Genomic DNA, 20,719 nt, shown 5'->3' on the forward strand with positions numbered 1-20,719 from the left:
GTTCAAGACCGAGCGGGGAACCGGCCCGGCGTTCTTCGTCACCATGATCATCGCCGAGATGGTGCTGGGCATCCTCGCCTCGATCATCGTCATGTGGTTCTCGCGCCGGCGCGAGTTCATCGCCGACTCGGGCGGCGCGGCGCTGGCTGGAAAGGGCGCCATGATCGCCGCGCTGGAGCGCCTCAAGGCCCAGCACGAGCCCGCGCCGCTGCCGGAGAAGATGGCCGCTTTCGGTATTTCCGGTGGAATGGGTTCAGGCTTGAAGCGCCTGTTCATGACCCATCCGCCGCTGGAAGAGCGCATCGAGATGCTGAAGCGCCTTAAGGTATAGCGCTATCCAAGCCGACCCATGCGGTAGGCTCTACCCACCAATCCTGAACCTGTATTCTCCTGCGGCTGTTTTCAGCCGTAGAGGGAGGTATCGCCTTTAACCTGAGACAATTTGAACGTAACAATGAATAACGTAATCTCCGTTGGTGAACCCTGGATGTGGGCGGCCTTCATCGCCTTTGTGCTGGTCATGTTGGTGTTGGACCTGTTCGTGTTCGGCGGCAGGAAAGCGCACAAGGTGAGCGTCAAGGAGGCGGCTACCTGGTCGCTGGTCTGGGTGAGCCTTGCGCTGCTGTTCAACGCCGGTCTGTGGTGGTACTTGAACGGCACGGCCGGACAGGAGATCGCCGACCGCAAGGCGCTGGAATTCCTCACCGGCTATCTGATCGAGAAGTCGCTGTCGGTGGACAACGTGTTCATCTTCCTGCTGATTTTCTCGTCTTTCCACGTCTCCGCCGAATACCAGCGCCGGGTGCTGATCTATGGCGTTCTGGGCGCCATCGTTCTGCGCGCGGTGATGATCCTGGCCGGTGCCTGGCTGGTGCGGGAATTCAGCTGGGTGCTCTACTTCTTCGGTTTCTTCCTGGTGGTTACCGGCATGCGCATGCTGGTCATGGCAGAAAAGGAGCCCGACCTTAACAAGAACCCGGTGCTGAAATTCGCGCGCCGGCATCTGCGCATCTCCGAGGACCATCACGGCGAGAAATTCATCGTCATGAAGGGCGGCATGCGCTATTTCACGCCGCTGTTTCTGGTGCTGATCCTGATCGAGGTGTCCGACCTGGTGTTCGCGGTGGATTCCATCCCGGCCATCTTCGCCATCACCACCGACCCCTTCATCGTCTTCACCTCCAACATTTTCGCGATCATGGGGCTGCGGGCGCTATATTTCCTGCTTGCCGACGTGGCCGACCGCTTCCACCTGCTGAAATACGGCCTCGCCATGGTGCTCACCTTCATCGGCGCCAAGATGCTGATCGCACCGTGGTATCACGTGCCGGTGGCGGCTTCGCTGGCCATCGTCGCGGTGCTGATCGGATCGAGCGTCATCGCCAGCTTGATCGCCACGCGCAACAAGCCCTCCCATTGAAAATCTGCTCATGAACGGAATTACGCCATGATTTTTCGCCTCTTCGTCTTCGTTCTTTTTGTGCTTACCCTCGGCGGTTGCGCCGAGCCGCCCTACACCAACGTCGATAACGCCCAGTTGAAGGCGCTGCTGGCGCAGGGCGTACCCTTGTACGACATCCGCCGGCCGGATGAATGGCGCCAGAGCGGCGTGGTGGAGGGTGGCCGCAAACTGACTTACGTGGACGCAAGCGGGCGGCCCAATCCGGAATTCCTGTCACGCTTTACCGCCGAAGTGGACAAGAACGCCCCCGTTGTTTTGATCTGCCGCACCGGCAGCCGCTCCGACTCCTTGGCGCGTGAACTGGCGGAGATGGGCTATACGCAGGTTTACAATGTGCGTAACGGCATCACCCGCTGGATAAGTGAAGGCAATCCTGTCGCGCGTCTATGACCCGAGTACCCACTTGGGACCACGAGCAAAGCAGGGGCGTTCTCTTGCTGCATAACTCTTAACCGGGATTGTCCCGCGCCCTTTCTCCTTGCCCACTGAATGTGGGACAATCGATACCCGAAGAAGCCTGATCCGGTGCGCCGGGTAACCCTCATTCGGATTGTTGCCCGTCCTTGAACGGTCGTGTCGCGCTTCCACTTTGCGCGGGTACCACGCCGCCCTGCCACCTACAGTTCAAAAACAGATTACGTCGAGGCTCCTTGATGGGAAGTGTTTCTCAAGCAAAATCCGCGGTGCACCCGAAGCGGCGCATGGGGATAGTGATGACCGGCATGCTGCTGGTTGCGCTGGTCGCCGGCGTCTGGACCTGGCGTTCTCAGGGCGAGGCGGCCAACCCCAAGGGAAAGACAGTTGGAAAGGTCGAGGTGGTGAGCGCTGCAGTTACCCAGGGCGATGTGTCGGTCAGGCTCACGGCCAATGGCACGGTATCGGCCCGGCAAACGGTTGAGGTGCGTCCTCAGATCAGCGCCACGGTCAAAGCCGTGCACATCAAGGAAGGGCAGTTCGTGGACAAGGGCGACCGGTTGTTTACGCTCGATACGCGCACCGAAGCCGCCAATCTCAGCAAGGCCGAGGCGCAGCTGGTCAAGGACCGTGCCGACCTGGCGAACGCCGAGCGCAACCTCGAACGCCAGCGCGAGCTGTTCCGACAAAAATTCATTTCTCAGGCTGCACTCGATACGGCGCAGAACCAGGTCGACGGGTTGCGCGGTCAGCTTGCGGTCGATCAGGCGGCTGTGGAAACGAGCCGTGTGGCGCGTAGTTTCGGCGAGATTGCCGCGCCGATTGCCGGCCGCACCGGAGCCATTGCCATCTATCCGGGAAGCCTGGTGCAACCGAACGGCGCCGCGCTGGTGAGCATCACGCAGATCGACCCGATCAATGTCAGCTTCACATTGCCGGAACACGAGCTTGCGGCTTTGCAGCAGGCGTTTGCCAAAGGGGAAGTGCCCGTCAGCGCAGCACTGGATGCGGCAGGGCAGGAGGCGCGGAAGGGTCGGCTGGCATTCGTCGATAACGCGGTGGATACGGCCAGCGGCAGCATTCGTCTCAAGGCCGAGTTTTCCAATGCTGACAACCGTCTCTGGCCGGGCATGTTCGTCACTGTGGCGCTTGCGCCGCACACCTTGTCCGGCGCCCTCATGGTTCCTGTGCAGGCGGTACAGACCGGCCCGGAAAGGAAGTTCCTTTACGTGATCGGGAAGGATCGCAAGGTGGCCGCTGTGCCGGTCAATGTGCGCTTGATTCAGGACGGACTTGCCGTGATCGAGGGCGTCGCGCCGGGGATGCGCGTGGTCGTGGAGGGCGCACAAAATCTGAGGCCGGGCAGTGTAGTGACCGAGGCCGGCAAAAACTTGAAGGAAAAAGCTGACAAGGCTAATAACGCGCAATCCAGCCGCGCAGAAGCGCAATGAACCTCTCCGAATTATGTATCCGCCGCCCGGTCATGACGGTGCTGCTGTCGGTTTCTGCCGTGGTGGCCGGCATCCTCGCCTACGGCGGCATTCCGGTCGCCGCACTGCCGAGCTATGACTCTCCGACCATCTCGGTCAGTGCATCGCTTCCCGGCGCAAGTCCCGAGACCATGGCTTCTTCGGTGGCTACCCCTCTCGAGCGGCAGTTTTCCACCATCTCCGGTCTGTCGGTAATCAGTTCGACCAGCACGCTGGGCAGCACCTCGATCACCCTGGAATTCGACCAGGATCTCGATATCAACAGCGCCGCCATTGACGTGCAAGCGGCATTGCTGCGCGCGCAACGCGCACTGCCGACGGAAATGACTTCGCCGCCGTCCTATCGCAAGGTCAACCCCGCCGATGCGCCGATCATTTTTCTTTCCCTGACATCGCCTTCGATGCCGCTCTCGGAGCTGAACAGCTTCGCCGACAATCTCATTGCGCCGGTGCTTTCCACGCTGTCCGGAGTGGCGCAGGTGCAGATCAACGGGCAGAAAAAATTTGCCGTGCGCGTGCGCGTGAATCCGGAAGCATTGGCGGCGCGCAACCTGACCATCGACGATATCGCCAGCGCGTTGCGCAGTGCTAACGCCAACTCTCCGATCGGCACACTGGAAGGCCCGCGCCAGACGCTCACCATCCAGGCTAACCGCCAGCTCAGAAACGCCGCGGCGTTTGCCAACCTGATTGTCGCGACCGCGCCGGGCGGGGCTCCGGTGCGGCTTTCCGAGGTGGCGACGGTGGAAGACAGCGTGGAGTCGATCAAGACCGCAAGCTGGGCCAACGGCGAACGCGCCATCACGCTTTCGGTGCAGCGTCAGCCGGGGGCCAACACGGTCGCCACGGTAGATGCGATCAAGGCAGCGATGCCCGGGCTGATTGCCCAGATGCCATCGTCGGTTCAGCTCAAGTTGCGCAACGACCGTTCGGTGTCGGTCCGCAACGCCATCCACGACGTGCAGATCACGCTGGCGATCACCATCGCCCTGGTCGTCATGGTGATTTTCCTGTTCCTGCGCAAGGCTTCCGCCACTTTCATACCGGCGCTGTCGCTGCCGATTTCGCTGCTGGGAACAGTGGCGCTGATGCATGTCTTCGGCTACAGCCTGGATAATATTTCGCTGCTCGCCATCACCATTGCCGTCGGGCTGGTGGTGGACGATGCCATCGTGGTGCTTGAGAACATCGCGCGTCATGTCGAGAATGGCATGCCGCGGCTGCAAGCTGCGTTGCAGGGGTCGAAGGAGATCAGTTTCACCATCATTTCGATTTCCCTTTCGCTGGTCGCCGTATTCATTCCGATTTTCTTCATGCCCGGCGTGATCGGGTTGCTGTTCCACGAGTTCGCCGCAGTGCTGGGAATTTCGGTGCTGGTGTCGGCCGTCGTGTCGCTCACGCTGATCCCGCTGATGGCCAGCCGCTATCTGGCCCACCAGGAGCACGAGGGGCGCAGCCTGCGCTGGACCGCATGGTTCGAACGCGGATTCAACGCCGTGCTGGCAGCCTACGAACGCGCGCTGGACTGGGCATTGCGCCACCGCCGCGTGGTCCTGGGTATTGCGCTCGGCACCTTTATTGCCACCGCAGCGCTGTTCGCGGTCTTGCCCAAAGGGTTTTTCCCCAATGAGGATATCGGCCAGGCGCTGATCACCGTCGAGGCCGTCGAGGATATTTCCTTTCCCGCCATGGCCGCTTTGTTGCACCGCACCGGGGAGGTGATCCGCGCCAATCCCGCCGTCGATACCCTTATCGTCAATGCCAACGACAGCAACAGCGGGCGCCTGTTCATGACCCTCAAGCCGCGCGGCGAACGCCCGCCGATCGAAACTGTGCTCGAAAGCCTGCGCCGTGAGGTACGCCCGATTCCCGGCGTCAAGGTCTTCATGAACCCGATTCAGAACCTCAGGCTCGGCGGCCGCACCAGCAAGAGCCGCTATCAGTACGTCATGCGCAGCGTCCGCGCCGAAGAGCTGCGCACGGCGGCGGATGCCCTGATGGCGCGCATGGGCGAGGAAGCCATGTTTCGCGATGTCACCAGCGACGCGCAACTGAAGGGCCTGCAGGCGCGCCTGAATATCAACCGCGACAAGGCCAACCTGCTGGGCGTGCAGATAGCGGACATCCGTTCCGCGCTTTACAGCGCTTTCGGCGAGCGCCAGGTCTCGACGATCTACACTTCGAGCGATAGCTTCCCGGTGATTATGCAGGTTGCCGATCAGGACCGCACAGACGAAAGCGCCTTCGGCAAAATTCATGTGCGCGCGAAGAATGGCGCGCTGGTCCCGTTATCCAGTGTGGCGACCGTCGAGCGCGAAGTCGGGCCGGTCGCGATCAATCATGCCGGGCAGCTTGCCGCGCTGACGATATCTTTCAACCTGGCGCCCGGCGCGGCGCTGGGCGATGCTTCCAGGCGCATCGAGCAGTTCAAGCGCGAGCTCAATCTGCCGGCGAGCATACTCACCAGCTACGGCGGTGATGCTGCGGCATTCCAGTCATCGCAGACCAGCCAGGTGGTGCTGATCGTCGCCGCGCTGTTGGTGATCTATGTACTGCTCGGCGTGCTCTACGAAAGTTATATTCATCCGCTCACCATCCTGTCCGGGCTGCCCTCGGCCGCGGTCGGTGCACTGGCGACGTTGTGGCTGTTCGACATGGAGCTTTCGATCATCGCCATGATCGGCATCCTGATGCTGATCGGCATCGTCAAGAAGAACGCCATCATGATGATCGACTTTGCGCTTGACGCGCAGCGCAACGGCGGCATGGCCCCGCATGAAGCGATCCGCACCGCCTGTCTGTTGCGTTTCCGTCCGATCATGATGACCACTTCGGCGGCGCTGATGGGGGCATTGCCCATCGCCCTGGGCTTTGGCGCCGGGGCCGAACTGCGCCAGCCGCTGGGCCTCGCCGTGGTGGGTGGGTTGCTGTTCTCGCAAGTGATCACCCTTTTCATCACCCCGGTGATCTACCTCTATCTCGACCGCTTTTCGGGCAGCGGGCCGCTCAAGTTGGCGAATGACGATGCGGCGCCGGCGGTTTTGCCTCCGGAAACGCGGCGGCTAGCTGAATAGCTGCTTTTAGCAAATCCTCCAGCATCTTTCCAACCGTCACCGGGTCGCGCTCGGTGCGCAACGTGCGGTGCAGTGCCTCCGCTTCCGGGTAGGCGGCGCGGATCATTCCCAGCCATTGCTTGAGCCGCCCCGGCGCGTGCTTCGGGTCCATTCTGGCACGCAACTGGTCATAGTAATCGATGATCCAGGGTAGCAGTTCCGGCCAGGGCATGGCCTCATTCCCCGTCTTGATGCGCCGCATCAGGTCCGGGCGGACGATGGCGCCGCGTCCGATCATCACGTCGGTGCAGCCGCTGACCTGGCATATTTTTTCAGTATCCTGGGGCGTCCACACTTCGCCGTTGGCCACCACCGGCAGCTTTACTGTTTCGCGGATATGGGCGAGCCACTCCCAGCGCGCAGGAGGGCGGTAGCGGTCGGTCTTGGTGCGGGCATGGACGGTAATTTCGTCGGCGCCGCCTGCCTCGATGGCGCGGGCGCAATCCAGCGTCAGCGAGGTATCTTCCAGGCCGAGACGCATCTTGGCGGTGACCGGGATGTGATCCGGCACGGCGCGGCGAACAGCGGCTACGATGGTGCGGATTTGTTCCGGGTGCTGAAGCAGAATAGCGCCGCCGCCGTGGCGATTAACCGTGGGGGCGGGACAGCCGAAGTTGAGGTCGATGCCCGGCGCGCCCAGACCGGCGATGTATGCGGCGTTTTCGGCGAGGCAGACCGGGTCGCTCCCCAGCAGTTGCACCCGCACCGGCACCCCGGAACGCGTGCAGCCGCCAGTGGCCAGCTCCGGCACGGTGCGCAGGAGCACTTTCTCGGTGAGCAAATGGTCGGTGACACGCACGAATTCAGCCACGCACAGGTCGATACCGCCCAGGCGTGTCAATATGTCGCGCAGGCTCTGGTCGGCAAGGCCCTCCATAGGGGCGAGAATCAGGCGCATGGGGTTTTTGGTAGTTGCGGGGGAGGTTATTTTAGAAGAAATGCACGCGGATTGCTGGAAGGATTTTGAGCTTGCCCCAAAGACTATATAAGGATAATCGTGTCTGTCCCATTTGATTTGGTGACTAGAACACTCGGTCGCCACGGCCTCAATTCGACCTACAAGCGGCCGATGTAATTTTCTGCAAGCAGCAGACGTTCAGAGTCTGAATTGATTGGCGTGCTCAGCTTTTCGTGTAGGGCAGGCGGCAGAAGCCGGAATTTCGTTCAGCCCGATTCAGGCCCGTGCCCGGATACCAGTTCAACCTCCATTCCCAAGGTGAGCAAGCCGCCACGCAGCACCCGGCAGCAAACTCCTCCGCGCCAATCCGGGGTCAGGGCGTCAAACAGGCCGGGATGTACCGCCTTCATGCGCGAGCAGGGATCGGTCTCGCCGGTGATCTCCAGCACGGCATCGCCGATCACAATGCGTGAACCGACGGATTGGTACAGCGGTAAGTCTCCGACCAGAAGATTGGCACGGCGGTCTGTCCAGGGAAAAGTCATGCCGATTGTATTGCCGGCTGCTTGCCACGCTGCCAGAGACAGAAGTGTTACCTGACGGGGACCGGGCTTGCCACGGCTGTCGCCGACGAGGCCCTCGCGCAAGCTTAATTCTCCCGCGCTGAGTAATTGCATAGGCTGCAAGCGTTGCGGCTTGATGGCTATGCCAAGCAAACTTGCCTTCACTCCTCGTTGTCCTCGATGCGCATGCATTCGTCGAGTATTTCCCGCATCCGCGCTGCACCAATCTTCTCCAGGGTGCGGATGTTTCGTTCCGGAATTTTGTCTGGACGGGCATATCCGGAGATCGCTCGCGCCAATCCCTCTTCCCTCAAGAGATGAAGAATCGGGTAGGGAGAGCGGTTGGTGTAGTTCTCTGCGTCGTCAGCCTGTGTGCCGGCAAACTGATAATGTGGATGAAAGCTAGCCACCTGAAATTCACCCTCGTATCCCCCTTCGTCGATCAATGCATCGACGTCGCCGAGAAAGTCATTGTAGTCGAGGAAGTCGTTCAATACGTCGGGATGGATCAGCACTGTGGTCTCGATTTCCCCGGCATCCGTTGTGCGCAGGAACTCCAGTTCCCTATGAAGATCTGCCAGCAGGTCTTCCGACCGATCCGCTGCACTCACCACATAGCGCACTTGCCCGCTCTCGTAAGGCTTGCGGGCGAATGGGCAGAGGTTCAGTTCAACCACCACGCGCTCGATCCAGCAGCGGGTGCTAGCAATGATCGTTTCGATGTTTGAATGATTTTTCATGACCGAATAATACCAGTGATGGAGAGCAAGACCTTATCGAGTGGATGGAAATACTCGGACGTCTTCTTCGGGCACTTTGTTACGACTTTCAATCAGTATCAATGTTGCACCAATCTTGCTCAGATGGAGCAGTAGCGCGAAACCCATAAAACAAAAAGGGCGCCAAAATCGGCACCCTTTTATAACACTTGCTTCAGCCTGCTAAAGTCCGCTCACCCTTCGACATGCTCAGGATGAGCTGCGCATAAAATCAGGCGAAGTTCTTTGCCACGAAGTCCCAGTTGACCAGACTGGTCAGGAAGGTCTCGACGAACTTGGGACGCAGGTTGCGGTAGTCGATGTAGTAGGCATGCTCCCATACGTCGACACACAGCAGGGCTTTGTCGCCGGTGGTCAGCGGGGTGCCGGCAGCGCCCATGTTGACGATGTCGACGGAGCCGTCGGCCTTCTTCACCAGCCAGGTCCAGCCGGAGCCGAAGTTGCCGACAGCGGAGGTCTGGAAGGCTTTCTTGAATTCATCGACAGAACCCCACTTGGCCATGATGGCGTCAGCCAGCGCGCCGGTGGGCTGACCGCCGCCGTTCGGCTTCATGCAGTTCCAGAAGAAGGTGTGGTTCCACACCTGGGCGGAGTTGTTGTAGATGCCGCCGGCCGGGGCCTTCTTGATGATGGCTTCCAGGTCCAGATTTTCGAATTCGGTGCCCTTGATCAGGTTGTTCAGGTTGGTGACATAGGCCTGATGGTGCTTGCCGTAGTGGTATTCGAAGGTTTCTTTGGACATGTGGGGCTGCAGGGCGTCCATGGCATAGGGCAGTGCTGGCAGTGTGTGTTCCATAGTGATTGTGCTCCAGATGTTGGGTGGGTTAAAACAAGTCGTTAAATTAGACTAAGTTTAATTGTATCGATTTTCATCGCTTGCGGCAACACTCAATGATAGACCAAATCTCTTGTCTGGAAAGCACAGGGTAAACGCTATAACATAGCCGCTTTTAGTTTTATCCTAAGAACCCCATAGTTCGTTAACCGCAAAGACGCGAAGGCACAAAGGAAACGAAGGGCATAAAATCCATCTGGTATTCACCTGTCCGGTGACTGGGTGGATTCAGATAACACATTGTTTTTACTTTGCGTTCTTTGCGCCTTTGCGGTTCAAATGCTTTTTTTAGGTTTAATAGCATAATCCATGAATTTATTGAAGGCCTTGGCCGCAGTCGGCAGCATGACCCTGATTTCCCGCATCATGGGTTTCCTGCGCGACACCATCATTGCCCGGGTGTTCGGTGCGGGGCTGTATTCCGATGCATTCTTCGTCGCCTTCAAGATTCCCAACCTGCTGCGGCGGCTGTTTGCCGAGGGTGCGTTTTCCCAGGCGTTCGTGCCTATCCTGGCGGAATACAAGTCCAAGCGCGGCCATGATGCGACGCGGGATCTGGTGGATCATGTCGCGACACTGCTGGCGCTGATTCTTCTTGTCGTCTCCGTGATCGGCGTGCTGGCCGCACCGGTGCTGATCTATATCAGCGCGCCCGGTTTTTCCGCGGTGCCGAGCAAATTCGACCTGACCGTAGATCTGTTGCGCCTGACTTTTCCCTATATTTTCTTCATCTCGCTGGTTTCTCTGGCCGGCGGCGTACTCAACACCTACAGCAAGTTTTCCGTGCCGGCCTTCACCCCGGTGCTGCTCAACCTGTCCTTCATCGGCTGCGCGCTCTGGCTGGCGCCGTATTTCGATCCGCCGGTGCTGGTGCTGGGCGTCGCGGTGCTGCTCGGCGGCTTGCTCCAGCTCGGTTTTCAGCTCCCCTATCTGGCCAAGCTCGGGCTGCTGCCGCGTTTTCGGCTGAAGCTCAACGACGAGGGGGTATGGCGGATTTTGAAGCAGATGGGCCCGGCGGTCTTCGGTGTGTCGATCAGCCAGATCAGCCTCCTGATCAACACCATCTTCGCCTCGTTTCTGGTCACCGGCAGCGTGTCCTGGCTGTATTACGCCGACCGCCTGATGGAATTTCCCACCGGCATACTCGGCGTGGCGTTGGGTACCATTCTGCTGCCCAGCCTGGCCAAGCATTACGCCGATGCCTCCACCGTGGAGTACTCCCGCCTGCTCGACTGGGGCCTGCGCCTGACCCTGATGCTGGCGCTGCCTGCCGCGCTGGCGCTGGCGATCCTGTCGGTGCCGCTGATTTCCACGCTGTTTTTCTATGGCAAGTTCACTCTCACCGACCTGTGGATGACGCGAGAAGCGCTGCTCGCCTACAGCCTCGGGCTGGTTGGCCTGATTATGGTGAAGGTGCTGGCACCGGGTTTCTATGCGCGGCAGAACATCCGCACGCCGGTCAAGATCGCACTGTTTACCCTGTTCGCGACGCAGCTGATGAACCTCGCCTTCATCTGGCAGCTCAGGCATGCCGGGCTGGCACTTTCCATCGGCTTGGGGGCGTGCCTCAACGCCGGCCTGCTGTTCTACCACCTGCGCAAGCACGATATTTACCACCCCCAGCCGGGCTGGCTGAAGTTTTTCCTGCAGGTGACGGCTGCTCTGGCGGTGATGGGTGTGGTGCTGTGGTTCGCCATGGGCGCAGAAGAGGTCTGGCTCAAGGGCGGCATCGTTTCCCGCGTGGTGCATCTGAGCTGGACTGTCGTAGCCGGAGCCTCCGCCTATTTCGCCGCCCTGACCCTGTTTGGCGTGAGGGTCAAGGATTTTATCCGCCACGGCGCTAAATGACGTACTGCTGGAAAAAATCATGGACCGCAGAGGACGCGGAGGACGCGGAGTAATGCAAAGGCTTACGCGCCATAAAGCCCTCACTAGAGTTAGGTCTTAAACCCTTGTTTTTCCTCTGCGTCCTCCGCGTACTCTGCGGTGAAATGCGACTTTTTGAGTTATAATCCAATCTTTTTTTCACCCGGCTATGTTGATTTACCGCGGAACACCCGCCCAGCCTCTTTCACCGGTCGCGCTCACCATCGGAAATTTCGATGGCGTGCATATTGGACACCGGGCCATGCTCGCCCGTCTCACGCAGGCGGCGCGGGAACGCGGACTGTCGCCCTGCGTGATGACCTTCGAGCCGCATCCGCGCGAATTTTTTACCCCGGAGCAGGCACCGGCGCGCCTTTCCAACCTGCGTGAAAAGCTGGAGTTGTTCGAGCGATTCGGCGTGGAGCGGGTCTTTATCCTGCGCTTCAACAAACGCTTCGCACAGGTCAGCGCAGAGGACTTTATCGACCGCATCCTGCACCAGGGTTTGCAGGCGCGCTGGGTGCTGGTGGGGGATGATTTTCGCTTCGGCGCCAAACGCGCCGGCGATTTCACCATGCTGCAGCAGGCCGGGAAGCAACACGGTTTCGAGGTGGAGGCCATGGACAGCGTGACCGTGTCCGGCCAGCGCGCATCCAGCACCATCGTGCGCGAGGCGCTGGCGAATGGCGACCTTGAGCTTGCCGAGCGCTTCCTCGGCCGCCATTACAGCATCAGCGGCAAGGTGGTGCACGGCGAAAGCCTCGGGCGCAAGATCGGCTACCCCACCGCCAACATCCAGATGAAGCACAACAAGCCGCCGCTGTCCGGCATTTTTGCAGTCGAGGTTCACGGGATCGGCGACAAGCCGCTGCAGGGTGCTGCCAGCTTGGGCGTGCGACCCACCATCAACGACAAAGGCAAGGCAACGCTGGAAGTGTTCCTGTTCGACTTTGAAGGCGACCTTTACAACAAGCACCTGCACGTGGAGTTCCTGCTCAAGCTGCGCGACGAGATGAAGTTCCCCAATCTGGAAGCGCTGACCGCACAGATCGCGGTGGATGTGGAAAACGCGAAGAAATATTTTACGAACTCAACCGCAAAGGCGCAAAGGCGCTAAGAATGCGAAGAGTAAAATAATCATGAATGTAGATGAGCTGAACCGAGTCAGTAATGTTGTGATCGGATCTGCTATTGAAGTTCATCGTGCTTTGGGGCCAGGCTTACTCGAATCTGCTTATGAGGAGTGTCTTGCTTGGGAGTTGGAACGGGCAGGCCTGTCTGTGCAGAGGCAAATTAATATTCCGATCCGATACAAGGAATTGCATATTGAAAATGCTTATCGGGCAGACGTGCTGGTGCAGGATGAGCTAATTATTGAGCTTAAATCAGTAGATGCCTTGCAACCAATCCACACAGCGCAATTACTAACATATTTGAAGTTGATGGATAGTCGACTTGGATTATTGTTAAATTTCAAGGTGGATGTGATGCGCAATGGAATCAAACGAATCGTTAATAATTTATAGTTTTCTTCGCGCCTTTGCGCCTTTGCGGTTAATTAAATATGGCTGATTACAAAGACACCCTGAACCTGCCCGACACTCCCTTCCCGATGCGCGGCGATCTCGCCAAGCGCGAGCCGGGCTGGCTGAAGCAGTGGCAGGAAAGAAAGCTCTACGAGAAGATTCGCGAGGTCAGCGCCGGACGGCCCAAGTTCATCCTGCATGACGGTCCACCCTATGCCAACGGCGACATCCACATCGGCCATGCGGTCAACAAGGTGCTCAAGGACATCATCGTCAAGAGCAAGACCCTGTCCGGCTTTGATGCGCCCTACGTGCCCGGCTGGGACTGCCACGGGTTGCCGATCGAACTGCAGGTGGAAAAGCAGCATGGCAAGGAGATTCCCGCCGCCAGATTCCGCGAGCTGTGCCGGGAATATGCGGCGTCCCAGATCGAGCGGCAAAAGGCCGACTTCATCCGCCTCGGCGTGCTGGGCGAGTGGAATAATCCTTACCTGACCATGGACTTCAGGTTCGAGGCCGACATCATGCGTACGCTGGGCCACATCAACGCCAACGGCTACCTTTACCAGGGGCAGAAGCCGGTGCACTGGTGCGTGGACTGCGGTTCCGCCCTGGCGGAAGCCGAGGTGGAATACGAGGACAAGGCTTCGCCGGCGATCGACGTCGCCTTTGCGGTGAAGGATGTCGCCGCGCTGGCCAAGGCGCTGGGAATGAAACAGCCAAACCAGCCCATTTACGCGGTGATCTGGACGACCACGCCGTGGACCTTGCCGGCCAACCAGGCAGTGTGTGTGCATCCCGACTTCATTTACGACCTGATCCAGACGCCGAAGGGCATCCTGATCCTGGCGCGCGATCTGGCGGAGGCCTGCATCACGCGCTACGGTTTCGATTCGGTGGAAGTGGTGGCGACCGTGCAAGGCGCGGCGCTGGAACATCTGCAATTGCAGCACCCCTTCTACGACCGCAGCGTGCCGGTGATTTGCGGCGACCACGTCACGCTCGAAGCCGGTACCGGGCTGGTGCACACCGCGCCGGCACACGGTCTGGAGGACTATGCCGTCGGCAGCAAATACAATCTGCCGGTAGATTGCCCGGTGGGCGGCGATGGCAAGTTTTACGCCGGCATTCCCCTGGTCGGCGGCCAGTCGATCTGGGCGGCCAACAAGACCGTAATCGAAACCCTGGCAAACAGCGGCGCGCTGCTACTGGAAATCAAGCTCAAGCACAGCTACCCGCACTGCTGGCGGCACAAGACACCGGTCATCTTCCGCGCCACGCACCAGTGGTTCATCGGCATGGAAGCCAGCGGGCAGCACAGCAGCTTGCGCAAAGCCGCGTTGAAGGCGGTCGAGAACACCGAGTTTTTCCCGTCGTGGGGCCGCGCCCGGCTCGAGGCGATGATCAAGAACCGCCCGGACTGGTGCGTCTCGCGTCAGCGCAACTGGGGCGTGCCAATGCCGCTGTTCGTGCACAAGGAAACCGGCGAACTGCACCCGCGCACCGCGGAACTGCTGGAGCAGGTGGCGCAGCGCGTGGAAGGGCAGGGCATCGAAGCCTGGTTCAGCCTGGACGCAAGCGAGCTGCTCGGCGCCGAGGCGGAAACCTACAAAAAGGTGAGCGACACCCTCGACGTCTGGTTCGATTCCGGCTCGACCCACGCCTGCGTGCTGAAGCGGCGCGACTATCTGCAGCATCCGGCGGACCTGTACCTGGAAGGCTCCGACCAGCACCGCGGCTGGTTCCAGTCCTCGCTCCTCACCGGCTGCGGGGTGGATGGCCACGCGCCTTATAGAGCCCTGCTCACCCATGGCTTCGTGGTCGACGGCAGCGGCCACAAGATGAGCAAATCCAAGGGCAACGTGATCGCCCCGCAGAAGGTGGTGGATAGCCTCGGCGCCGACATCCTGCGCCTGTGGGTCGCTTCCACCGACTATTCCGGCGAACTCACCATTTCCGACGAGATCCTCAAGCGGGTGACGGAAAGCTACCGCCGCATCCGCAACACCCTGCGCTTCCTGCTCTCGAACATCGCCGACTTCGATCCAGCGCAGCACGCTTTGCCGGTCGAAGAGTGGCTGGAGATCGACCGCTACGCGCTGGCGATGGCGCGGGATTTCGAGAACGACTGCAAGGCGCACTACGGAAAATACGAGTTTCACTTTATCGTCCAGAAGCTGCAAGCCTTCTGTTCCGAGGATCTGGGCGGGTTCTACCTGGACATCCTGAAGGACCGTCTGTACACCGCCGGTGCCGATTCCCGCGCCCGCCGTTCGGCGCAAAACGCCTTGTATCACCTCACCCACAGCCTGGTGCGGCTGATGGCGCCTATCCTGTCCTTCACCGCCGAGGAAGTGTGGCAGGTGCTGGCCAAGAATCCGGAAGACAGCGTGTTCCTGCACACCTGGGACGACGTGCTGCCGACCCAGCCGGAAGAGGACGTAATCAGGCAGCGCTGGGTGCAGTTGCGCCGCGTGCGTGCCGATGCGCTGAAGCAACTGGAAGAGGTGCGGGTGGCCGGGCGGATCGGCTCATCTTTGGCCGCCGAGGTGGATTTGTATGCCATCGGCGAAATCTTCGACCTCCTCGATTCTTTCGGCGACGACTTGCGTTTCGTGTTCATCACCTCTCAGGCCCGTTTGCATCAGGGCAGCCATCCTGAAGCGGTGGCCGGTGAAACAGGGGTGGGCATTCGTGTGAGCGCCAGCCCGCAGCAGAAGTGCGAGCGCTGCTGGCACTACCGCGCCGATGTGGGTGCCAATGCGGCCAATCCCGGCTTGTGCGGACGCTGTGTTTCCAATCTGCACGGCGAAGGCGAGCCGCGCCAGTATGCGTAACGGGTGGGGTTGGCTGGCGCTCAGCGCGGTCGTTATCGTGCTCGATCAGCTGAGCAAGCAATGGGTGTCGAAGTCGCTAGCCTTTGGCGAGATGATACCGGTGATGCCCTCCTTCAACCTGGTGCTGGCCCACAACGCCGGTGCGGCGTTCAGCTTCCTGGCCGGGGCAGGAGGGTGGCAGCGTGGGTTTTTTATCGGGATCGCGGTGGTCGCGGCAGTGGTGATCGTCCACCTGCTGCGCAAGCATCACGGGGAAAGGCTTTTCTGCCTGGCGCTCGCCCTGATCCTCGGCGGCGCGCTCGGCAACCTGATCGATCGCATCCTGCTCGGCCACGTGGTGGATTTTCTCGATTTTTACGTGCAAGGCTACCATTGGCCCGCGTTTAATGTCGCCGATATGGCGATCACCGGCGGCGCAGGGCTGCTGATCTGGGACAGCCTGAAAAAGCCTGAAAAAACCGTGAGGGGTGAAGAGTGAGGGGTGAGTGGAAAAGGCGCCACGGTTGCCGGCTTTACTCCACACTTCTCATTTTAGAGTAGTAAATTTAGGAGGCGACCATGAGCAAACAAACTGCCGCTGCCGGCGATAAAGTGAGCGTGCATTACACCATCTCTGTTCCAGAGGGCGAGGTGATTTTCGACACCTACGAGGAAGACGAACCTGTCGTCCTGGAGATCGGTGTGGGTGAAATTGCGGAAAACCTGGAGAAGTGCCTGATCGGGCTGGAGCCGGGCGAGCAGCGCGTATTCCATCTCGAGCCCGAGCAGGCGTTCGGTCTGAGCGACCCGGAGCTGGTGCAGCGGATCGAACTGGAAATGTTCCCGGATGACGTCGCGGTGGAAGTCGACAGCCTGATTGAATTCAACCTGCCCAGCGGCGAGGCCGTCATGGGGGTGATCCTCGACAAAACCGAGACCGATGCCTTGGTGGATTTCAACCATCCCCTGTGCGACTACCCGCTGCGGTTTGAAGTCGAGATCCTGGAAATTCTGGAGTAAACATGGAAGTACTGCTCGCCAACCCGCGCGGCTTCTGCGCCGGCGTGGATCGCGCCATCGAGATCGTGGAGCGCGCGCTGGAGCTGTTCGGTGCACCGATTTACGTGCGCCACGAAGTCGTTCACAACAAGTTCGTGGTGGAGAGTTTGCGCGCCAAGGGTGCGGTGTTTATCGAGGATCTCGCCGAAGTGCCGTCCGGCAGCACGCTGATCTTCAGCGCCCACGGCGTTTCCCCGGCGGTGCGGCAGGAAGCCGAGGCGCGCGGCCTTAAGGTGTTCGACGCCACCTGCCCGCTGGTCACCAAGGTGCATCTGGAAGTGGCGCGAATGCGCGCCCAGGGCAAGGAGGTGGTGATGATCGGCCACAAGGGCCACCCCGAAGTGGAGGGCACCATGGGCCAGGCGGCGGGCGGCATGCACCTGGTGGAAAAACCGGAGGACGTGGCCGGCTTGCACGTTGGCGACGAAAACAACCTCGCCTATGTCTCCCAGACCACCCTGTCGATGGATGACGCCAGCTGCATCGTCGCCGCGCTGAAACAGCGCTTTCCCAACATCAACGGCCCGAAAAAGGACGACATCTGCTACGCCACACAGAACCGCCAGGACGCAGTCAAAACCCTGGCGCAGCAGTGCGACGTGGTGATCGTGGTGGGTTCGCCGAACAGCTCCAATTCCAATCGCCTGCGCGAGGTGGCGCGGAACATGGGGGTGGACGCCTGGATGGTGGACAACGCCGGCCAGATCGATCCGGCATGGTTGAGCGGCAAGAAGAAGGTGGGCGTCACCGCCGGCGCTTCCGCACCCGAGGTGCTGGTCAAGGAAGTCATCGCCCGGCTGGAACAGCTCGGCGCGGAATCGGTTAAAAATCTCCAGGGAGTAGAGGAAAATGTGGTGTTCCCCCTACCCAGGAACCTGACTTCAACCGGGATTGTTCCTTAGCCAGGAAATCGTGGTGCCGTAGCATCCAGGGTATAAATTCACGCGTTCAGGCCGTTTGTCTACCTGATATGTCCGTTTGTCTGCTATCTGATGAAATCCAACAAGAATTAAATTAGTATCGAAAAAAAAGAAATAACAGGCTTGGAGGCTGTCATGAAAATCAAGAATACCGCCGGTTTTACGCTGATTGAGTTGATGATCGTGATCGCCATTATCGGCATCCTTGCCGCGGTTGCCTTGCCCAGCTACCAGCAATATCTCATTCGTGGTCATCGCGCGGCTGCGCAGTCCCAGATGATGGACATCGCCAACCGCGAGCAGCAGTACATCCTTTCGAATCGCGTCTATACCGCAACGGGCGCGGATCTGGGATACTCGCTACCGAGTGACGTTGGCGCCCGTTACGGCTATTCCATCGCGGCAGACAATGGCTCTCCGCCTTCCTTCACCATCACCTTTACGCCTAAAGTGGGAACCTCACAGGTCAGCGATGGCACTCTTGTTCTCACCAGCGAGGGCGTAAAGACACGCGCTGGCGACGCTTCAAAATGGTAGATTTCTCCCCCATTTCCATCCAGCGCGGCGCGACCATGATTGAAGTGCTCGTCACGATGGTCATCCTGGTTTTTGGCCTGCTCGGTCTGGCCGGGTTGCAGGCACGCCTGCAGGTGTCGGAGATGGAATCTTACCAGCGCGCCCAGGCGCTGATCCTGCTCGAGGATATGGCCAATCGCATCACGACCAATCGCTCCGCGGCTGCGGGCTACGTCACGGGCAGCCCGCTCGGCGCGGGCATGACCTGTCCCACAGACACTTCCACCGTGCAGAAAGTTGATGCCAAGGAGTGGTGCGATGCATTGCAGGGGGCTGCTGAAACCTCTGGCGTCAGCAAAGTCGGCGCCATGATCGGAGCGCGCGGCTGCGTCGAAAGCGTGATTGCCAACGAATACCTTGTGACGGTTGCGTGGCAGGGGTTGGCCTCGATATCCGCTCCCCCGGACAGCGTGACCTGCGGGCAAAATGCGTATGACGGCGGGGCTTGCACGAATGACCGTTGCCGTCGCGCCATCACCACAGTTGTACGCATTGGCACATTATGATGACCCTGAAAACATTAGCGTCTGGCCGGTCGAAGACTGATTTCCGCATCACGCTGGCGCGGCAGGCGCAGTGCGGTTTCACCATGATTGAGTTGATGATCGGCATTGTCCTGGGCTTGTTGATCATGGTGGCGCTGAGCGAGCTTTTCGTCAACATCACCCGCACCAATAGCGAAATGGCCAAGACCAATGCCCAGATCGAGAACGGTCGCTTCGCAATCCAGTTGTTGGGGGGCGACATCGTCCATGGCGGGTACTGGGGGGGCTACGTCCCGAAATTTGACGATTTGACCGTGCCCGCCACCGGTTATGACGGGACGACAATGGCGCCCACCGACCCTGTTCCCGACCCCTGCCTGGCATACGCAAGCTGGGACGCGGCTTACAAAAACAAGCTCCTCGCCATCCCCGTCCAGAGTTACGAGAGCTTGCCTGGGTGTGCCGTAGTCGCCAACCAAAAAGCCGGCACCGACGTGCTCGTGGTGCGGCATGTCGAAACGTGCTTGCCGGGCGCGGTCAATTGCGAAGCCGATACCGCCGGCAAACTGTATTTTCAAGCCCCGCAATGTGAGGATGAAATTTCCGCTGCGGTGCAGGCGGCTACTGCCACAACCATAACCCTGCCTTCATTCGCTTCGGCGGTTAGTGATTTTTATAAGGGCAGTACCATTCGTATCATATCGGGGCCCGGGAGCTATCAATCCCGCTTGATCAGCGCCTACGATGGCGCCACCAGGGTTGCCACCCTGTCCGTCGCCTGGACGACCACGCCGGACAACACATCGAAGTACACTTTCGGCGACGGATATGTGCTCGACACCGGCGGTTATGTCTTCCACAAAAGAAACTGCACCGCGCTCGCTGACAAACGAAAATTCATTTCCAGCATTTACTATATCCGCGATTACGCTGCAACCGTGGGCGACGGCATCCCCACCCTGGTGCGTTCACGGTTCGACCTTTCCGGCGGCGTGCTGGCGCATCAGCCTGCCGAGCCGCTGATCGAAGGCATCGAAGGCTTCAGGGTTGAATTCGGTATCGACGGCATTGGTGATGCGGGTACTGTGGTCGATTACACCAAAGCCGTTGAATGGACTGACCCGCTTACCCGTGACACGCCCAAGAATCGTGGTGACGGCGTCCCAGAAGGCGCATTTGTGCGCTGCACCACAGCAGCGCCCTGCACCGCGTACCAACTTGCCAATGTGGTGGCGGTCAAGCTGTATGTGCTGGCGCGCAACAGGGATATCACGGTGGGTTATACCGACGGGAAAACCTACACCTTGGGTACAGCCACGCTGGGCCCCTTTAATGACCACTACAAACGCCATGCGTTTCCCACGTCCGTGCGCCTGACCAATATCGCCGGAAGAAGGGAGACCCCATGAGCCGGCCGGTCCCCTCTCATGCCCAGCGCGGGGCAACCTTGGTCGTCGGCCTGATCATGCTGGTTATCATCACTCTGATGGTGACCACCGCCTTTACGCTCAGCACCACCAACCTCAAGTCCGTGGGCAACATGCAGTTCCGCAATGAGGCGGTCGCCGCCGGCAACATCGCCATCGAGAAGGTGCTTGGCTCGCCCTTTACCGCCGCGCCAAGCGCTGAAGAAATCCTCGTGGACATCAACAATGATGGAATAAATGATTATGCCGTTTCGATCGCCACTCCCGTCTGCGTCCGCGCGTCGGTGGCGGCCCCGCCGGTGCTCAGTAGCGTGACGTTGGTGTCGATGTCAACCTCGTACACCTGGAATACCGTATGGGACATCGACGCCACGGTGGCGCCGACCAGCAACAATCCCGGCGCGAGCGGTACATCGGTGCATGTGCATTCGGGTGTGCGCGTGTTGCTGTCGCAGACGGATAAAGACGCAGTGTGTCACTGAAGCAAGCG

20 protein-coding genes are annotated in these 20,719 nt (G+C 59.8%); 16 read left to right on the forward strand and 4 right to left on the reverse strand.

The features are described from left to right. The 5 genes from VMV64_RS11045 to VMV64_RS11065 all read left to right on the forward strand — a co-directional run. Positions 1-331 (forward strand): M48 family metalloprotease (locus VMV64_RS11045; protein WP_325330247.1); only part of this gene is annotated, 331 nt, incomplete at its 5' end. A gap of 123 nt (positions 332-454) precedes the next feature. After that, complete coding sequence (locus VMV64_RS11050) at positions 455-1,420, forward strand: TerC family protein (RefSeq protein ID WP_325330249.1); 966 nt, start codon at positions 455-457, stop codon at positions 1,418-1,420. Between the two features lie 27 nt (positions 1,421-1,447). Further along, positions 1,448-1,852, forward strand: a complete 405-nt coding sequence (locus tag VMV64_RS11055; protein WP_325330251.1) for a rhodanese-like domain-containing protein — start codon at positions 1,448-1,450, stop codon at positions 1,850-1,852. A 263-nt stretch (positions 1,853-2,115) separates the two neighbouring features. Further along, entirely contained in the window at positions 2,116-3,327 is a 1,212-nt protein-coding gene (locus tag VMV64_RS11060) for an efflux RND transporter periplasmic adaptor subunit (protein ID WP_325330253.1), read from the forward strand. Next, complete coding sequence (locus VMV64_RS11065; RefSeq protein ID WP_325330255.1) at positions 3,324-6,440, forward strand: efflux RND transporter permease subunit; 3,117 nt, start codon at positions 3,324-3,326, stop codon at positions 6,438-6,440. Before VMV64_RS11060 ends, VMV64_RS11065 begins: the two co-directional genes overlap by 4 nt. Here the strand turns inward: VMV64_RS11065 and VMV64_RS11070 are convergent. The 4 genes from VMV64_RS11070 to VMV64_RS11085 form a co-directional block, all read right to left on the reverse strand. Beyond that, positions 6,373-7,377: a tRNA-dihydrouridine synthase family protein gene (locus tag VMV64_RS11070; RefSeq protein ID WP_325330256.1), complete on the reverse strand. Its 1,005-nt coding sequence runs from the start codon at positions 7,375-7,377 to the stop codon at positions 6,373-6,375. The two genes, VMV64_RS11065 and VMV64_RS11070, sit on opposite strands and share 68 nt — an antisense overlap. Positions 7,378-7,643: 266 nt before the next feature. Next, positions 7,644-8,054: an MOSC domain-containing protein gene (locus tag VMV64_RS11075; RefSeq protein WP_325330258.1), complete on the reverse strand. Its 411-nt coding sequence runs from the start codon at positions 8,052-8,054 to the stop codon at positions 7,644-7,646. Between the two features lie 47 nt (positions 8,055-8,101). Then, entirely contained in the window at positions 8,102-8,680 is a 579-nt protein-coding gene (locus VMV64_RS11080) for a DUF1415 domain-containing protein (RefSeq protein ID WP_325330260.1), read from the reverse strand. 250 nt (positions 8,681-8,930) lie between these two features. Beyond that, complete coding sequence (locus VMV64_RS11085; RefSeq protein ID WP_325330262.1) at positions 8,931-9,515, reverse strand: superoxide dismutase; 585 nt, start codon at positions 9,513-9,515, stop codon at positions 8,931-8,933. Between the two features lie 348 nt (positions 9,516-9,863). Between VMV64_RS11085 and murJ the strand changes: the two genes are divergently transcribed. The 11 genes from murJ (at position 9,864) to VMV64_RS11140 (ending at position 20,711) form a co-directional block, all read left to right on the forward strand. Then, positions 9,864-11,402: a murein biosynthesis integral membrane protein MurJ gene (murJ, locus tag VMV64_RS11090; protein WP_325330264.1), complete on the forward strand. Its 1,539-nt coding sequence runs from the start codon at positions 9,864-9,866 to the stop codon at positions 11,400-11,402. A 187-nt stretch (positions 11,403-11,589) separates the two neighbouring features. Further along, positions 11,590-12,537, forward strand: a complete 948-nt coding sequence (locus VMV64_RS11095; RefSeq protein WP_325330266.1) for a bifunctional riboflavin kinase/FAD synthetase — start codon at positions 11,590-11,592, stop codon at positions 12,535-12,537. A 22-nt stretch (positions 12,538-12,559) separates the two neighbouring features. After that, positions 12,560-12,946 (forward strand): GxxExxY protein, encoded by a 387-nt coding sequence (locus VMV64_RS11100; protein ID WP_325330268.1) that lies wholly within the window; start codon positions 12,560-12,562, stop codon positions 12,944-12,946. Between the two features lie 38 nt (positions 12,947-12,984). Beyond that, positions 12,985-15,783 (forward strand): isoleucine--tRNA ligase, encoded by a 2,799-nt coding sequence (gene ileS, locus VMV64_RS11105; protein WP_325330270.1) that lies wholly within the window; start codon positions 12,985-12,987, stop codon positions 15,781-15,783. After that, positions 15,776-16,261 carry a signal peptidase II gene (gene lspA, locus VMV64_RS11110; RefSeq protein WP_325330272.1) on the forward strand — a complete coding sequence of 162 codons (486 nt, stop codon included), beginning with the start codon at positions 15,776-15,778 and terminating at the stop codon, positions 16,259-16,261. Before ileS ends, lspA begins: the two co-directional genes overlap by 8 nt. Positions 16,262-16,341: 80 nt before the next feature. Further along, positions 16,342-16,782 carry an FKBP-type peptidyl-prolyl cis-trans isomerase gene (locus VMV64_RS11115; protein ID WP_325330274.1) on the forward strand — a complete coding sequence of 147 codons (441 nt, stop codon included), beginning with the start codon at positions 16,342-16,344 and terminating at the stop codon, positions 16,780-16,782. Between the two features lie 2 nt (positions 16,783-16,784). Next, on the forward strand, positions 16,785-17,723 hold the full coding sequence (gene ispH / locus VMV64_RS11120) for a 4-hydroxy-3-methylbut-2-enyl diphosphate reductase (RefSeq protein ID WP_325330276.1): 939 nt from the start codon (positions 16,785-16,787) through the stop codon (positions 17,721-17,723). A 153-nt stretch (positions 17,724-17,876) separates the two neighbouring features. Continuing rightward, entirely contained in the window at positions 17,877-18,278 is a 402-nt protein-coding gene (locus VMV64_RS11125) for a type IV pilin protein (protein WP_325330278.1), read from the forward strand. Next, positions 18,272-18,823 (forward strand): pilus assembly protein, encoded by a 552-nt coding sequence (locus tag VMV64_RS11130; protein ID WP_325330280.1) that lies wholly within the window; start codon positions 18,272-18,274, stop codon positions 18,821-18,823. The genes VMV64_RS11125 and VMV64_RS11130 overlap by 7 nt, the downstream gene beginning before the upstream one ends. Next, positions 18,820-20,211, forward strand: coding sequence for a PilW family protein (locus tag VMV64_RS11135; protein WP_325330282.1), 1,392 nt, complete (start codon positions 18,820-18,822; stop codon positions 20,209-20,211). Before VMV64_RS11130 ends, VMV64_RS11135 begins: the two co-directional genes overlap by 4 nt. Continuing rightward, positions 20,208-20,711 carry a pilus assembly PilX family protein gene (locus VMV64_RS11140; RefSeq protein ID WP_325330284.1) on the forward strand — a complete coding sequence of 168 codons (504 nt, stop codon included), beginning with the start codon at positions 20,208-20,210 and terminating at the stop codon, positions 20,709-20,711. The genes VMV64_RS11135 and VMV64_RS11140 overlap by 4 nt, the downstream gene beginning before the upstream one ends. Positions 20,712-20,719: the final 8 nt, after the last annotated feature.

It is taken from the genome of Sulfuricella sp., from assembly GCF_035531155.1.
Classification (GTDB): Bacteria; Pseudomonadota; Gammaproteobacteria; order Burkholderiales; family Sulfuricellaceae; genus Sulfuricella.